Origin of the sequence: Neoaquamicrobium sediminum (genome assembly GCF_040970315.1) — a bacterium.
Lineage (GTDB): Bacteria > Pseudomonadota > Alphaproteobacteria > Rhizobiales > Rhizobiaceae > Aerobium > Aerobium sediminum.
The window spans coordinates 393,169-408,673 of sequence record NZ_JAZHFV010000006.1; the positions used below are offsets into that span (position 1 = coordinate 393,169).

Consider the following 15,505-nt stretch of genomic DNA (forward strand, 5'->3'; position numbering starts at 1 on the left):
TTTGCGCGTCAGGCCGGCTTCTGTTCCGCCACCAGCGTCGGCAGCAGTTCGGCCACGGTGGGATGAATGTGGACGGCCCGCCGCAGCGTTTCCGCCGTCGCGCCGACATGGATGAGATCGAGCACGGCGTGCACGGCCTCGTCGCCGCCGACGCCGAGGATCGCTGCGCCGAGCAGCTTGCCGGTTGCAGCGTCGCTGACGATCTTCATCAGGCCGACGGTCTCGCCCTTCTCTCTGGCGCGGGAGACGCGGGTCATCGGCCGCTTGCCGACGAGAATGGAGTGACCGGCACGGCGTGCCTCGGTCTCGCTTATACCGACGCGGCCGAGGGGCGGGTCCGTGTAGAGCGCGTAGGCGGTCTGCCGGTCGGAGACCTTGCGGCCGGCATTGTCGAGCAGGTTTTCCGCCGCGATCTCGAAGTCGTTGTAGGCGGTGTGGGTGAACGCGCCTTTGCCGTTGCAGTCGCCCAGCGCCCAGATGCCGGGCACGCTGGTACGCAGTTCGTCGTCCACGGTGACGTAGCCGCGCTTGTCGCATTCGACGCCCGCGGCATCGAGACCGAGATCGTCGGTGTTGGGCGTACGGCCGATGGCGAGCAGAACGTGGCTGCCAACGACTTCGGGCTCGCCCTGCGTGCAGCTCACGCCCACGACCTTGCTGTCTCCACGCCGCTCGAACGAGATGCAATCGGCGTTCAGGCGGATGGCTACGCCTTCGTCGACCAGCATGTCGTGGATGGCCTGCGCGACATCCTCGTCTTCGCGGGGAAGCAGCCGCGCGCCGCGCTCGACCACGGTGACCTCCGCACCGAAGCGGCGGAACATCTGCGCGAATTCGAGACCGATATAGCCGCCGCCCACGATCACGAGGTGGGCCGGCAATTCATCGAGGTCGAGGATGGTCGAATTGGTGAGATAGCCGATCTCCTCGGTGCCCGGATAAACGGGCACAGTGGCGCGCCCGCCGACGTTGAGGAAGATGCGCTGGGCCGCGATCCGGTTGTCCGCAACAGTGAGTTCGTTGGAGGAGGTGAAGCGGGCGTGGCCCTCGATCAAGGTGAGGTTTTCCGTGCCCTGCAGCCATTCGACGAGGCCGTTGCGCGAGGCTTCGACGATCGCGTCCTTGCGCGCCTTCACGGCGTTCATGTCGACGGTGATTTCTCCGACGCCGCGAACGCCGTAGTCGCCGGCGCGACGGGCCATGTGAGCAGCATAGGCGCTCGCGACCATGGCCTTGGTGGGGGTGCAGCCGGTGTTGACGCAGGTGCCACCGATGAGCTTGCGCTCGACGAGCGCCACCTTCATGCCGGAACCGGCGAGGCGGACAGCAAGCGAGGGGCCTGCCTGGCCGGCGCCGACGATGATGGCGTCGTAGCTGGTGGTCACCTGAGAATTCCCAAAAGAAGAAGTGCGGCAACGATCGCGACCGCGTCCTCGACAAGTGCTGCGGGCAGGTCGCGCCCGAACAGCGCGGCGAGGCGGGCGCGGGCCGCCGCGCCGCCCAGCGTGCCGATCGCCGCGCCGACGAGGCCGGCGAGCAAGCCGCCGATCCATGCGCCTGCAGGCAGGCCGACGGCAGCGCCGCACAGCGCACCGACCAGCAGGCGTGCGCCGAACTGCGGCGGCACCTTGCGGCTGGGCGTCGATGGCAGCTTGTCGCCGACAAGTTCGAGAGCCGCCGCAGCGGTGAGAAGCCAGGGCGTCGGCCAATGGCCAAGCCAGCCGAGCCAGCTACCGCCGAGCGGCAGCACGCCGACATAGGCGGCCCAACTCAAAGCCGCCAGCGCCATTGCCGTGCGCAGGCCGGTGACGATGCCCGCGAGCAGGGCAAGCAGATAGAGGCTCATGGCGGTGTGCTTCCTTGCTGGTGACGAGCAAGTCTGGCACATCCAGCCACAAGCGCAATGCCGATTGCGATCGGCGGGAACCTTGCCGCAAATCCGCTATGGCCCTTTGCCTTGGCAATCAAAAAGGCAATAGTGCGCGCGCTTCATCAGCAGGAGGAGGGGATTTCGTGAGCACAACAACAGCCACACCCGGCGAAGGCACGCTTGTCGGCCGCGCCCGCGTCGCCGACCGTGCTCATCCGCTGGTCGTGACCGTTCGCGACGGGGAGGTGCACGACATCACATCGCGGGATGCGCCCACCGTGCGCGACATCTGCGAGATGGCCGATCCGGTTGGGTATGTGGCATCGTGCGTTGGCCGCTCGCTTGGGCCTGTCGCAGAGATCGAAGCCAATAGCCACCAGGCGGCGAGGGACGAGGCGAGGCCGCACCTGCTGTCGCCTGTGGACCTGCAGGCGGTGAAGGCTTCGGGCGTCACCTTTGTCGTGTCGCTGCTGGAGCGCGTGATCGAGGAACAGGCGCGCGGCGATGCGGACAAGGCGGATGCGATCCGCGCCGACATCGCGCAACATATCGGGCACGACCTGTCGAAGCTCAAGCCCGGTTCACCGGAGGCGATGGCGATCAAGCAGCACCTGATCGAACGGGGCGCGTGGTCGCAATATCTCGAGGTGGGCATCGGGCCAGATGCTGAAATCTTCACAAAATGCCAGCCGCTCGCTTCGGTTGGCTTCGGCGCCGATGTGGGGCTGCATCCGGTTTCGACCTGGAACAATCCCGAGCCGGAGGTGGCGGTCATCGCTTCCAGTGAGGGCCGCATCGTCGGCGCGACACTGGGGAACGACGTCAACCTGCGCGATGTGGAAGGGCGCTCGGCGCTGCTGCTCGGCAAGGCGAAAGACAACAACGCGTCGGCCGCGCTGGGTCCGTTCATTCGTCTGTTCGACGACACGTTCTCGCTCGATGACGTGAAGCAGGCGGAGGTGCGGCTTCACGTGCGCGGCGAGGACGGGTTCGAGCTGGCAGGGTCGAGCTCGATGTCGGAGATCAGCCGCGCGCCGGAAGAGCTCGTCGCGGCCGCCATGGGCCGTCATCATCAGTATCCCGACGGCATGGCGCTCTATCTCGGCACCATGTTCGTGCCGTCCAAGGATCGCGGCGAAGCGGGCCGGGGGTTCACGCACCATGCGGGCGATAGTGTCGAGATTTCCTCGCCGAAGCTCGGGACGCTGATCAACCGCGTCCAGCTTTCGACCGAATGCACGCCGTGGACCTATGGCGCCAGCCGGTTCATGCGCGATCTCGCGAGCGCCGGGCTTATCTGAGGCGGGATCGCCGAAAGGCCGCGCCTCACGATTTCAGCGGGCCAAGCTTCCTGCGCATCGCTTCCCGCGCGGTAAGCGGGCGGATCGGGTTCGCCTGGAACGCCTGCATGTAGTTGTCCTGGGTACGGCGGATATGGGCGCGCAGCACCTGTTTCAGCCGGGCCGTGTCGCCCTTGCGAATGAGCTCGATCATGCGGCGGTGATCGCCGTAGGAACGTTCGGGCTCGTTGCGGGCATGCAGCGCGAGCTGGGTCCGCAGCGTGGCGACGCGACCCATGATCATCTGGAAGCCCATGACGAGATAGCGGTTGCGCGCGTTCTCGAAGAACGCCTCGTGATAGCGGCTGTCGAGGCGACCGTAGAGCGGGATGTCCTGCGCCTTCATCGCCGCCTCCATTTCGTCGGCGAGCGCGGTCAGCTCTGCAGCCAGGGCCTCAGGATTGTCGCGGGCTGCGAGCTCTGCCGCGTGGGTCTCCAGAACCGCGCGGTATTCGCAGATCTCCGAGATGTCCTCCAGCGTGGGCGTGAACACGTAGGTGCCGGACTTCGGCACGATCGACACCAGGCCCTCGAGCTGAAGCAGGTTGAGGGCCTCGCGCACCGGCGTGCGGCTGACCTCGAAGGCGGCGGCCAGGTTCTCCTCCGAAAGCGCCTCGCCGAAGCTGAACTTCGCGTTGACGATCGCGTCGCGAATGCTGGCCGCGACGGTGACGGCGAGCGATGATTTCCCCTGTGGAATTGTGAATGCGGCCATACGTTCCCAACATCGTTGCGCGGCGGTGCCGTTGCGATAGCGGCCGGCCGCGTCGTTTCCTGCCCTGTTTTGCGGCACCGAAGCTGCCTTGACCAGAGCAAATTGCATAAATGGATTGCATACTAGTTCTGATATGCTAATACCGCCGCCGTCGGCTGACCAGCCGCAAACGGGAGGGGTGATGTCTTCAACAGCCAGCGAGACCGCGTCCGCATCGTCTTTCGATGGGCGTGTGGCTCTTGTGACCGGCGGTGCTTCGGGCATCGGCCGCGCGATCACCGAAAAGCTGGTGGCGGCCGGCGCGCGCGTTGCCGTGTGGGACGTTCGCGAGGATCGCCTTGCAGAACTGGCCGACCGCCATGGCGAGCGTGTGCTGACTCAGGTCGTGGACGTCAGCGACAAGGCTCAGGTCGACGCGGCGGCCGATCTCGTCCAGAGCCAGTGGGGCGGTATTGCCCATCTCGTCAACAATGCCGGCATCATCGGAAAGCGCATGACGCTTGCCGATCTGGACGCGGGCGAGCTCGAACGCGTCCTTTCGGTCAACCTCAAGAGCGTCTTCTACGTCACCGCCGCCTTTGCAACGCGCGCAGGCAGCTTTGCGGATCGCTCGGTGGTCTCGATGGCGTCGATTGCGGCCCGCACCGGCGGCATGGTCGGCAATATGGCCTATGCCGCGACCAAAGGCGCGATCGTCACGCTGACGCATGCCTTCTCCAAAGAGCTTGCGCCGCATGTGCGCGTCAACGCGCTCGCGCCCGGCATCATCGACACCGAAATCCAGCTCGATTCGCTGGGCGATCCGGCCGCCGTCGCTGCGCTGGCCGATGTCATCCCGCTGCAGCGGCTGGGCGCTCCCGCCGAAGTGGCGGAGGCGGCCGTGTGGCTGCTTTCGCCCGCATCCTCCTACATCAGCGCCAGCGTGCTCGACGTGGCTGGCGGCCGCTGATCCAGACATGAGTTTCCGATGCCGACATTGAAAGACCTTCTTGCCGCGGGCAGGCTCATCCAGGCGCCGGGCGCGTCGGACGTGCTGACGGCACGTCTCGTCGAGCAGGCGGGCTTCCCGGCCGTCTACATGACCGGCTTCGGCGCGACCGCCACCACGCTGGGCATGCCGGACCTCGGCCTGATGACGCAAAGCGAGATGATCGATCACGCGCGGCGCATGGTGAGGGCGACCTCGCTGCCGGTGATTGCCGATGCCGATACGGGCTATGGCGGCGCCAACAACCTGCTGCGTACCGTTGAGGATTATGCGCAGGTGGGTGTCGCCGCGATCCATCTCGAGGACCAGACACTGCCGAAGCGCTGCGGCCAGCTCGCGGGCATCCAGCTCGTTTCCGCCGAAAGCCAGGTTCGCACGCTCAAGGGCGCGGTGAGCGCGCGCGGCAAGTCCGACATGCTGCTGATTGCGCGTACGGACGCGCTGGGCGTCCAAGGGATCGAGGAAGCGGTCCGCCGCGCCAACCTCTATGCGGAGACGGGCGTCGACCTCGTCTTCGTGGACGGTGTGCGCACGATCGCGCAGGCCGAGGCCATCGCGCGGGGCGTTCCAGGGCGGAAGGTTCTCAGCATCATGGACGGCAACGAGGTCCAGAAACTGACGGCCAACGACATTCAGGAGATGGGTTTCGACATCGTGTTCTACGCGCTTTCGACCCTGCTTGCCGCCGCACGGGCGGCGAAAACCATACTCGACACGCTGAAGAACGACGGGACAACCATCGCGGCGGCATCGGGCATGGCGACGTATGACGAGTTCATGGGCATGGTCGGCTACGACCGGTTCCATGACTTCGAAGAGGAGTTCGGCCAGGCCTGATCGGGGGCAGCCGGAGGAAACGAGAGAGGAGTTCGAAATGAAGAATTTTGCAGCCGCCGGCGGCCTTGCGCTTGCCCTGGCCGTGGGGATGACCACGGTGGCCGACGCACAGGAGCGCGTGCGCTGGCGGGTTCACTCCGCCTATGCGCAGGCCATGCCGATTGCCGGCCCGACCGCGTGGAACATCGCCGAGGACGTCGAAACGCTGACCGACGGCAATTTCGACATCCGCGTCTTCGAGCCGGGCGCGATCGTCGCCGGAACGCAGTATTACGACGCGGTTTCCGAAGGGGCCGTCGATGCCGCCTACGGTTCTCCCGGCTTCAACGTCGGCAAGAACTCGGCCTATGCGTTCTTCGCTGCCGTGCCGTTCGGCCCCGGTGCGGGCGAGATGCTCGCCTGGCTTCGCCATGGCGGCGGGCTGGAGCTCGCGCAGGAATTCTACGCGCGTGACAACATCCACATGCTGCCGTGCGGTATCCTGCCTCCGGAAAGCGGTGGCTGGTTCCGCAAGGAAATCAAGACGCTCGAGGACCTGCGCGGCATCAAGATGCGCTTCCTGGGCCTCGGCGCCAAGGTGATGGAGGAATTCGGCGTTTCCACACAGCTCCTGGCACCGGGCGAAGTCTATCAGGCGCTGGAACTTGGCACGCTCGACGGCGCCGAGCAGTCGGTCCCGTCCATCGATCGCGGGCTGGGCTTCTACCAGATCGCCAAGTTCAACTACTTCCCCGGCTGGCACCAGCAGTCCACCGTCCAGGAGCTCCTGATCAACAAGGATAGCTGGGACAAGCTGAGCGACAGCCAGAAGCGCACTGTGGAACTGACCTGCGAGAGCGCGCTGGTGCAGCAGTTTGCCGATGGCGAGGCTGGCCAGTACGAGATCATGCAGCAGAACGAGGCCGACGGTGTGGCGACCATGGAATGGCCGCAGGAGATGCTCGACGCATTCCGTACCGCGTGGGAGAAGGTGCTGGACGCGGAGACCGGCGCCAACGCCGATTCCGCTCGCGTCTGGGAAAGCCTTGCGGCGTTCCGCGAGAACTACAAGGTCTGGGGCGAGCGCGCCTACCTGAAATAACCGTCGGAGGCGCGCCGGTAGCGGCGCGCCTCTTCTTCCGCGGGCGCGCGATCCGGCATTCGATTGGAGCACATGATGCGTTCTTTCCTCGCCGCATCCGACATTCTGGAGCGGATATGCGCCTTTTTCGGGCGCGTGGGCTCATGGCTCATCATCCCGCTGATCCTGATCATCGTTTACGACGTCGTCACGCGGAAGATCATCTTCATCCAGCAGTTCGTGATGAACAGCTGGCTCTACGATTTCCTGTCTCCGACGAAGCTGCAGGAGATGGAGTGGCATCTGCACGCCGTCATCTTCCTGCTCGCCTACGGGCTGGCCTATCTCAACGGCACGCATGTGCGCGTCGACATCTGGCGCGAGCGCCAGTCTGAACGCCGGCGCGGATGGCTGGAGCTGATTGCGCTTCTCGTTCTGGCGATCCCCTATTGCGGGGTGCTGATCTATCAGTCCTGGTTCTTCGTCGAAAAATCCTTCCTGCAAGGCGAGGGCTCGCCGGCCATGACCGGGCTGCCCCATCGCTGGATCATCAAATCCTTCTTGCTGATCGGCGCGGCCCTGCTGATGGCGTCGCTGCTGTCGACGCTGATGCGGCTCGCCGTCTACCTGTTCGGTTCTTCTGTGCTGCGCCAGGAAGCGCTGCAGCGTCTCGACATGGTGGGGCATCCGCCGGAAGCCGCAGACGAAGCCAAGCCCGGTGAAGTTTCGCCATGACCGCGATCTACAATCATCTCTACGACTATCTCGGCGGCTACATGTTCGTGGCGCTGGCGCTGTGCGTGTTCACCGGCTTTCCGGTAGGGCTCGTGCTTGGCGGGCTTGCCCTGCTTTTCGCGCTGGGCGGCATCGGCCTCGGAGTGATGCATACGTCAGAGCTTTACCTTTTCGTGGAGCGGCTGTGGCAGACGGCGGCCAACAATCAGATCCTGGTGGCCGTTCCCTGCTTCATCTTCATGGGCATCATGCTCGAGCAGAGCCAGGTCGCCAGCAACCTGCTGCGCGTGCTGCAGGTCCTGCTGCGCCGGGTGCCCGGAGGCCTGGCGCTGGCCGTAACACTGCTGGGCACGATCCTCGCGGCGACGACCGGCATTATCGGCGCATCGGTTGTGATGCTGACCATGATGGCGCTGCCGGCGATGATCGCGCAGAAGTACGACGTGCGCCTCGGCACGGGCACGGTTGCGGCCAGCGCGACGCTGGGCATCCTGCTGCCGCCCTCGGTCATGCTGGTCATGATGGCCGACCTGATGGCGATCTCGGTGGGCGACCTGTTTCTGGCGGCCATACTGCCCGGCCTGATGCTGGCTTTCCTCTATTGTGTCTACATCGTCTCCATCGCCGCTTTCAGGCCGGAGAAGGCGCCGCCCGTGGAGCGTGCCGATGACGAGATCGGCGTTGCCAATCTCATCGGCATGGTGGTCAAGGGCTTCCTGCCGATCGTCTTCCTGATTTCGCTCGTGCTCGGTTCGATCTTTGCCGGCTGGGCAACGCCGACGGAAGCCTCGGGCATCGGCGCGTTCGGCGCCATCCTGCTGGCCTGGTTCAACGGCAAGCTGACCCGGGCATCGCTTGACAAGGTGTGCATGCAGACGGCGCTGACGTCGGCGATGATCTTCCTGATCTTCGCGGGCGCCACGGCGTTTTCCTACGTCTTTCGCGCGCTTTACGGAGAGGACCTGATCCTGGACTTCATCGCCTGGATGGGGCTCACCCACTGGAGCCTGCTGTTCCTTCTCATGGTGGTGATCTTCCTGCTCGGCTTCTTCTTCGACTGGCTGGAGATCACGCTGATCATCCTGCCCGTCTTCGCGCCGATCATCGCCAGCTTCGCGCCCGATTTCGCACCGGCCCTCGGGATCGAACACCTGCCGGCTGCCGACCAGCGTTCGCTGGTGCTGCTCTGGTTCGCGATTCTGGTGTCGGTCAACCTGCAGACGTCGTTCCTGACGCCGCCGTTCGGCTTCGCGCTGTTCTTCCTGAAGGGGGCCGCACCGCGTTCCGTCAAGATCGGCGACATCTATCGCGGGATCATGCCGTTTGTGGGCATCCAGCTTTTCGGCGTGCTGCTACTGGCACTGTTTCCGGCGATCGTCTTCTTCCTGTTGTAAGAGAGGAAGACCTGCCCGGATTCACGGGTGGAAGAAGACGGGCTCCATCGCCGCCCACCATTCGCCGTCGCGACGGGTCTCGAGCGGCTGCTGCAGCGGGTCGCAGATCTTCCACCATTCCTGCATGGCGGGGTTTTCGCGCATGATCGCCGTGTCGCGCTCGAAATCCGTGCCGACATATTCCCAATAGGCGAAGAGCAGGTTTTCCGGCTCCTTGAGGAAGATCGAGTAGTTGCGGATGTTGGCTGTCGAGATGGCGGCCAGCACATCCGGCCAGACGGCCGCGTGCAGTTCGCGGTATCGCTCGATCTCGCCGGCCTTCAGGCCGATGCAGAAACCCATTCGTTGCATTCTCGCCATCCCTTCTCGCGGTGACCGGGGGGCGGAACGCCGCCTTGACCGGCACCGGCTGTTATATTAGTATTCTTATATTCCCTTTGGGTTGCAACACCGTTTTTCAGGCGATTTCCACGACATGTTGACGGCACCGACAGCGCGCGCACTCCGACTTACCGATGCCGACAACATCGTGGTGGCGATAGAACCCTTCAGCGCAGGCGACACCATCTCGGGTGTGACTGTTGCCCAGCGCGTGCCGCGCGGCCACAAGATGGCGGTGGAGGCGATCCCCCGCGATGCCGCGGTGATCAAGTACGGGCAGGTGATCGGTTTCGCCAAGGAGGACATTGCACCGGGAAGCTGGGTGCATGAGCACAATGTCTATCTCCATGCGTTCGACCGCGACTACGCGTTCGGCACCGAAACGAAGCCGACCGCATTCGTGGCGGCGGAGAATAGGCGTACCTTCCAGGGCTTCCGCCGCGCGAACGGCAAATACGGCACACGCAACTATGTGGCGGTGCTGACATCGGTTAACTGTTCGGCGAGTGCCGCGCGCTTCATCGCCGACCAGGTGACGCGCTCCGGCATCCTCGCAGATTATCCAAACATCGATGGCGTGATCTCGCTGGTTCACGGCACTGGCTGCGGGCTGGACACCCACGGCGAGGCCTACGAGCTTCTCAAGCGCACGCAATGGGGCTTCGCGACCAATCCCAATATCGGCGGGGTGCTGATGGTGGGCCTCGGTTGCGAGGCGTTCCAGATCCCGCGCTGGATGCAGTCCTACGGCCTCAATGAGGACACGACCTTCCGCACGCTGACGATCCAGGAAGTGGGCGGCACGCGCAAGACCGTGGAAGCCGGCGTGCGCGCGATCGAGGAAATGCTGCCGACCGTCAACGAGGCGACGCGCAGCGAAGCGCCGGCCTCCGAACTGATGCTTGCGCTGCAGTGCGGCGGCTCGGACGGCTATTCCGGCATAACGGCCAATCCGGCGCTGGGCGTGGCGGTCGACCTGCTGGTCGCCGAAGGGGGCACCGCGATCCTGTCAGAGACGCCTGAAATCTATGGCGCCGAACATCTGCTGATGCACCGGGCCGAAAGCACGCAGGTCGGCGAGAAGCTGGCGGAACGCATCCGCTGGTGGGAGGACTATACCGCTCGCCACAACATGGAAATGAACAACAACCCGTCGCCCGGCAACAAGGCCGGGGGGCTGACGACCATCCTCGAAAAGTCACTGGGGGCTGCTGCCAAGGGCGGTTCGACCAACCTGAACGGTGTCTTCGACTATGCCGAACCCATCACGGCCAAGGGGCTGGTATTCATGGATACGCCCGGCTACGACCCGGTCTCGGCGACGGGGCAGGTGGCCGGCGGTGCGAATGTGCTCTGCTTCACCACCGGGCGCGGCTCTGCCTTCGGCTGCAAGCCGACGCCTTCGCTGAAGCTCGCCTCCAACTCCTACATCTACGAGCAGATGAACGAGGACATGGACATCAATTGCGGCGATGTCCTCGACGGGGTCTCGCTGGCGCAGAAGGGCGAGGAAATCCTGCAGCGGGTTCTTGCTGTGGCTTCCGGCGAGCGGACGAAGTCCGAGCAGCTTGGCTACGGCGACAGCGAATTCGTGCCCTGGTCGGTCGGCGCGACCATGTAAGGCTTTGCGGCCGTATCAGGCGGCCGCGTCGAGCTCGCTCCACAGCGCGTCCGGTATCTCGCGCTCGAACCAGTCGATGCTGGTCGTGACATCGTCGACGCTTCTGGCGCCGACCAGCACCGACGTGATCGCTTCATTACGCATCGGGAACTGGACGGCGGCCGCACCCAACGGCACGTCGAACCGCGCACAGATTGCGGCGAGACGGTCGACACGCTCCACGATCTCTGCGGGCGCATCGCGGTAGTCGAACTTTCGGTCGGCGGCGTTGCGCGCGGCGAGGATGCCGGAATTGTAGACCCCACCTGCCACTATCGAGACATTGCGAGACCGGGCCTTGGCCAGAAGTTCATCGCCGGACCGGTCGAGCAGGGTGTAGCGCCCGGCAAGAAGGCAGCAGTCGAGGTCGGTCTCGTTCATCGCCTCGTCTATCGCCTGCGTCTCGTTGACCCCGAGGCCGAAGCCCTTGATGAGGCCCGCGTCGCGCAGTTCGACAAGCGCCCGGAAGCCGCCGCCGGTGAGATCCTTCCACGTCCTGTCGTGCCGCTCGCCATGGGTGACGCGGCCGATGTCGTGCACGAAAAGAAGATCGATGCCGGGTAGACCGAGGCGCTGCTGGCTGTCGTCGAAGCTGCGCATCAGGCCGTCATAGCTGTAGTCGAAGACCTCGCGGAACCCGAGGCCGTTGTTCCAGCCGGAATCGAACGGGTTCTTCGGCGGCTCCGGCGGTAGCTCTCGCCCGGGGCGGGGCAGGGCCATCAACCGCCCGACTTTGGTGCTGATGACGGCCTCGTCGACATTGCCGCTTTCCTCGCGCAGGAAGTGTCCGAGGAGATGTTCCGCGCGGCCGAGCCCGTACATGGGCGCGGCGTCGAAATGGCGGATGCCTGCCTGCCACGCCGTGCGCAGCGCAGCCAGCGCGTCGGTGGCGGCGATCGGCCGGTAGAGCCCGCCGAACGCGGCGCAGCCCAGTCCCAGCGCCGTCAGTTCCAAGCCTGCCCGCCCGACGGCCCTGCGTTGCGAAACCTTCACCTGCATTCCTCCAGTCGTTTGTTCTTTTCCGCGCCGCTCAGGTCAGGATGCGCGCTCGCCGATCGTTGCGTCGAGATAGGCGAGCGTATTGTCGAGCGACGTCTGGAGATGGGTCTTCAAGGCCCGCATCGACGCGTCCTGATCGCGTTGCGCCAGCGCTTCGAGGATCGCGCGGTGCTGGGCGATCGTCTCCTGGCCCGCGCCGGGGCTCGGCAGCGTCAGCAGGCGGCATCGATCCATCTGCGCCTTGGAGATGTCGACCACCTTCCACAGCATGTGCAGGCCGTTGACCTCGGCGATGTAGCGGTGGAAGTCGTCGTCGCGGGCAATCGCCTCGTCGTAGCGCGAGCGCTTCACCGCTGTCTCGTGCGCGTTGACGATGTCCTCGAGGTCCTGCACGTGGGACGGCGTTATGCGCTCCGCCGCGCGCCTGATGCTTTCCAGCTCCAGCGCGATGCGGATGATGTAGGCCTCTTCGACCTGTTCGCGCCGGATGTCGGCGACAAAGGTACCGTGCTGCGCGAAGACCTCGACGAGGCCCTCGTCGCTGACCTTCTTGACCGCCTCGCGCACGGGGGTGCGCGAGATGCCCAGCCGGGTCGCGATGTCGATTTCGTTGATGGGCGCGCCGGGTGCCAGCTTGCCGGTAACGATGGCCTTGCGGACCAGCGAATAGACCTGGTCGCGCAGCGGTATCGCCCTGTTGAGCGCAACGCCGCCGAGGAATGCGGACAGCCGGTCTTCGGTTGGCTGGTCAGGCGATTTCGAAACTATGGTCCCGTCCTCACGACATGTTTTCCGCCACGATGGCGGTAACCGGCCTGCACGAGGCCATTACGTGGCGTTTCAAGGCTTGCATTATACTAGTGTAATATGCAAGAGCAATGCGGGAAAAGCCGCTGCGCAGGACAGGCTGGGCGAGGCACACGACACGACGATTCGGGAGGTTCGGGCAATGAACAAGTTGGATCTTGAAGGCCAGGTCGCCGTCATTACAGGTGGCGCTCAGGGGCTGGGTTTTGCCTTTGCCAAGCGTATCCTAGCCTCCGGTGCGAAGGTTTGCCTGTGGGACATCGGCGGCGAGCGGCTGGCTGCGGCGAAGGCCGAACTCGGTGCGGGCGTCGAGACGGTGGTTGTCGACATCACCGACGCCGATGCCGTCGTTGCCGCCCACAAGGAGACGGAAAAGCGGCTTGGGCCGGTGTCGATCCTCGTCAATTCCGCCGGCATTGCCGGCCCGAACCATACGCTCGACGAATATCCGCTGGACGAGTGGCGGCGTGTGATCGACATCAACCTCAACGGCACGTTCTACGTTAACCGGGCCGTGGTGCCGTCGATGAAGGCGCAGAACTATGGCCGCATCGTCAATGTGGCTTCCATCGCCGGCAAGGAGGGCAACCCCAATGCCTCGGCGTATTCGGCTTCGAAGGCGGCGGTGATCGGCCTGACGAAATCGCTCGGAAAGGAGCTGGCCGGCTTCGACATCGCGGTGAACTGCATCACGCCTGCGGCCGCCCGCACGCCGATCTTCGACCAGATGAAGCAGGAGCATATCGACTACATGCTGTCAAAGATTCCGCGTGCGCGGTTCCTCGAGGTGGACGAGGCGGCGAACATGGTCGCCTGGCTGGTGACGAAGGAAAACAGCTTCACCACCGCCTCGGTTTTCGACCTTTCCGGCGGCCGCGCCACCTACTGATCGTTTCATTCGGGAGACTCATCATGAAGCTTGTTCGTTTTGGCGAGCCCGGCGCGGAGAAGCCGGGCCTGATCGATGCCGATGGCGCGATCCGCGATCTTTCCGGCGTGATCGCCGACGTGGCGGGCGAGCATCTGCATCCCGATGCGCTGAAGGCGCTGTCGCAGACCGATCCCAAGAGCCTGCCGCTCGTTGCCGGCAATCCGCGCATCGGACCCTGCGTTGCCGGCGTCGGCAAATTCATCTGCATCGGCCTCAACTATGCCGACCATGCCGCGGAGTCCGGCATGGCGGTGCCGCCCGAGCCGGTGATCTTCATGAAGGCGACCTCGGCGATCGTCGGTCCCGACGATGACGTCCTGATCCCGCGCGGTTCGGAAAAGACCGACTGGGAGGTCGAGCTCGGCGTGGTGATCGGCAAGCCCGCGAAATACGTCTCGGAAGCCGAGGCGATGGATTACGTCGCCGGCTATTGCGTCGCCCACGACGTGTCCGAGCGTGCGTTCCAGACCGAGCGGCAGGGCCAGTGGACGAAGGGCAAGAGCTGCGACACGTTCGGTCCGATCGGCCCCTGGCTGGTGACGCGCGACGCGGTGTCCGACCCGCAGAACCTCGGCATGTGGCTGAAGGTGAACGGCGAGACGATGCAGGACGGCTCGACGAAGACGATGGTCTATGGCGTCGCGCACCTGGTCTCCTACCTGTCGCAGTTCATGTCGCTGCTGCCCGGCGACATCATCTCGACCGGCACGCCGCCCGGCGTCGGCATGGGCATGAAGCCGCCGCGCTATCTCAGGGACGGCGATGTCGTCGAACTCGGCATCGAGGGCCTCGGAACCCAGACGCAGACATTCCGCGCGGACGCGTAGGAGGCGCAGATGGCCGCCGCTCCCGTTATCGATGCCCATCATCATTTCTGGCAGGTCGGGCGCGGCGACTATCACTGGATGTCGCCCGAGATGGGCGAGCCGCTCTATCGCGACTACATGCCGGACGATCTCGCGCCGCTGCTGTGCAGGGCCGGCGTAGACGCGACCGTCGTGGTGCAGGCCGCACAGACCGAGTCGGAGACCGCGTTCCTGCTTGAGCTGGCGGAGCGAACGCCGTTCGTCGCCGGCGTCGTCGGCTGGCTCGACATGGAGGATGGCGGCTTCGGCGCAAAGCTCGACGCACTTGCGCGGCAGCCCAAATTCGTCGGCCTGCGCCCGATGCTGCAGGACCTTGACGACGATGCCTACATCCTGCGACCCGCAGTGCTCGCTAATCTGAAGCTGCTGGCGGAACGTGGCATCGCGTTCGATATACTCGTTCATCCCCGGCATCTGCCGCATGTCGCTCGCGCGCTGGAGGCGGTGCCGGGCCTGAAGGCTGTCATCGACCATATCGCGAAGCCGGATATCGCATCCGGCGCGTTCGGTGGCTGGGCCGAGGATATGGCCGCCGTCGCTGCATTTCCAAATGTGTTTTGCAAGCTTTCTGGAATGATTACAGAGGCCAATCACCGGGCCTGGAAGCCGGCAGACCTCAAGCCCTATGTCGATCATGTCGCCGGGCTGTTCGGCTCCGATCGGCTGATGTTCGGGAGCGACTGGCCGGTGTGCCTTCAGGCGGGGAGTTATGCCGAGGCCCTGCAGGCGCTGCGCGCGATCCTCGACGGTCGACTGAGCGAAGCCGAACGGGGCGCGGTCTACGGCCTGAATGCCGTACGCTTCTACGGTCTTTCAATCTAAGGCGGGAAGAAAGCCCGGGCGCTTGCTTGCGCAGGGTATTATATTAGTGTAATAGAACAATGCGCATCCGATACCGGAACGAAGGGCAGGGGCGCGCGAT

General features: G+C 64.8%; 16 protein-coding genes. 10 read left to right on the forward strand and 6 right to left on the reverse strand.

The window, feature by feature from the left end; translation table 11 throughout:
• Positions 1–8: 8 nt before the first annotated feature.
• On the reverse strand, positions 9–1,385 hold the full coding sequence (locus V1479_RS18670; protein WP_368804266.1) for an FAD-containing oxidoreductase: 1,377 nt from the start codon (positions 1,383–1,385) through the stop codon (positions 9–11).
• On the reverse strand, positions 1,382–1,846 hold the full coding sequence (locus tag V1479_RS18675) for a DUF4126 family protein (RefSeq protein WP_368804267.1): 465 nt from the start codon (positions 1,844–1,846) through the stop codon (positions 1,382–1,384). The genes V1479_RS18670 and V1479_RS18675 overlap by 4 nt, the downstream gene beginning before the upstream one ends.
• Positions 1,847–2,013: 167 nt before the next feature.
• On the opposite strand from V1479_RS18675, the gene V1479_RS18680 reads away from it, so the two are divergent.
• Positions 2,014–3,171: a fumarylacetoacetate hydrolase family protein gene (locus V1479_RS18680; RefSeq protein ID WP_368804268.1), complete on the forward strand. Its 1,158-nt coding sequence runs from the start codon at positions 2,014–2,016 to the stop codon at positions 3,169–3,171.
• Between the two features lie 25 nt (positions 3,172–3,196).
• Here the strand turns inward: V1479_RS18680 and V1479_RS18685 are convergent, their stop codons facing one another.
• Positions 3,197–3,925 (reverse strand): GntR family transcriptional regulator, encoded by a 729-nt coding sequence (locus V1479_RS18685; protein WP_368804269.1) that lies wholly within the window; start codon positions 3,923–3,925, stop codon positions 3,197–3,199.
• Positions 3,926–4,106: 181 nt separating this feature from the next.
• On the opposite strand from V1479_RS18685, the gene V1479_RS18690 reads away from it, so the two are divergent.
• The 5 genes from V1479_RS18690 to V1479_RS18710 all read left to right on the forward strand — a co-directional run bounded on the left by V1479_RS18690 (position 4,107) and on the right by V1479_RS18710 (position 8,939).
• Complete coding sequence (locus tag V1479_RS18690; RefSeq protein ID WP_368804270.1) at positions 4,107–4,874, forward strand: SDR family NAD(P)-dependent oxidoreductase; 768 nt, start codon at positions 4,107–4,109, stop codon at positions 4,872–4,874.
• A gap of 18 nt (positions 4,875–4,892) precedes the next feature.
• Positions 4,893–5,750, forward strand: a complete 858-nt coding sequence (locus V1479_RS18695; protein WP_368804271.1) for an isocitrate lyase/PEP mutase family protein — start codon at positions 4,893–4,895, stop codon at positions 5,748–5,750.
• 37 nt (positions 5,751–5,787) lie between these two features.
• Positions 5,788–6,831, forward strand: a complete 1,044-nt coding sequence (locus tag V1479_RS18700; RefSeq protein ID WP_173192391.1) for a TRAP transporter substrate-binding protein — start codon at positions 5,788–5,790, stop codon at positions 6,829–6,831.
• A 75-nt stretch (positions 6,832–6,906) separates the two neighbouring features.
• Complete coding sequence (locus V1479_RS18705) at positions 6,907–7,545, forward strand: TRAP transporter small permease subunit (protein ID WP_368804272.1); 639 nt, start codon at positions 6,907–6,909, stop codon at positions 7,543–7,545.
• A complete protein-coding gene (locus V1479_RS18710) occupies positions 7,542–8,939 on the forward strand; it encodes a TRAP transporter large permease (protein WP_368804273.1) in 1,398 nt (465 codons plus the stop codon). The genes V1479_RS18705 and V1479_RS18710 overlap by 4 nt, the downstream gene beginning before the upstream one ends.
• A gap of 21 nt (positions 8,940–8,960) precedes the next feature.
• On the opposite strand, the gene V1479_RS18715 is transcribed toward V1479_RS18710, so the two are convergent.
• A complete protein-coding gene (locus V1479_RS18715; protein WP_368804274.1) occupies positions 8,961–9,290 on the reverse strand; it encodes an L-rhamnose mutarotase in 330 nt (109 codons plus the stop codon).
• 124 nt (positions 9,291–9,414) lie between these two features.
• Here V1479_RS18715 and V1479_RS18720 point away from each other — a divergent pair, with 124 nt between their 5' ends.
• Positions 9,415–10,941 carry a UxaA family hydrolase gene (locus tag V1479_RS18720; RefSeq protein WP_368804275.1) on the forward strand — a complete coding sequence of 509 codons (1,527 nt, stop codon included), beginning with the start codon at positions 9,415–9,417 and terminating at the stop codon, positions 10,939–10,941.
• A 15-nt stretch (positions 10,942–10,956) separates the two neighbouring features.
• Here V1479_RS18720 and V1479_RS18725 read toward each other — a convergent pair whose 3' ends face one another.
• Both V1479_RS18725 and V1479_RS18730 read right to left on the reverse strand, forming a co-directional pair.
• Positions 10,957–11,979, reverse strand: a complete 1,023-nt coding sequence (locus V1479_RS18725; protein WP_368804276.1) for an aldo/keto reductase — start codon at positions 11,977–11,979, stop codon at positions 10,957–10,959.
• A 36-nt stretch (positions 11,980–12,015) separates the two neighbouring features.
• A complete protein-coding gene (locus V1479_RS18730) occupies positions 12,016–12,708 on the reverse strand; it encodes a GntR family transcriptional regulator (protein WP_368804579.1) in 693 nt (230 codons plus the stop codon).
• 220 nt (positions 12,709–12,928) lie between these two features.
• Here V1479_RS18730 and V1479_RS18735 point away from each other — a divergent pair, with 220 nt between their 5' ends.
• Genes V1479_RS18735 through V1479_RS18745 form a run of 3 tightly spaced genes read left to right on the forward strand, consistent with a single transcriptional unit; the run spans position 12,929 to position 15,405 of the window.
• A complete protein-coding gene (locus V1479_RS18735) occupies positions 12,929–13,675 on the forward strand; it encodes an SDR family NAD(P)-dependent oxidoreductase (protein WP_368804277.1) in 747 nt (248 codons plus the stop codon).
• Positions 13,676–13,698: 23 nt separating this feature from the next.
• On the forward strand, positions 13,699–14,544 hold the full coding sequence (locus tag V1479_RS18740; protein WP_368804278.1) for a fumarylacetoacetate hydrolase family protein: 846 nt from the start codon (positions 13,699–13,701) through the stop codon (positions 14,542–14,544).
• Positions 14,545–14,553: 9 nt separating this feature from the next.
• Positions 14,554–15,405: an amidohydrolase family protein gene (locus V1479_RS18745; RefSeq protein WP_368804279.1), complete on the forward strand. Its 852-nt coding sequence runs from the start codon at positions 14,554–14,556 to the stop codon at positions 15,403–15,405.
• Positions 15,406–15,505: the final 100 nt, after the last annotated feature.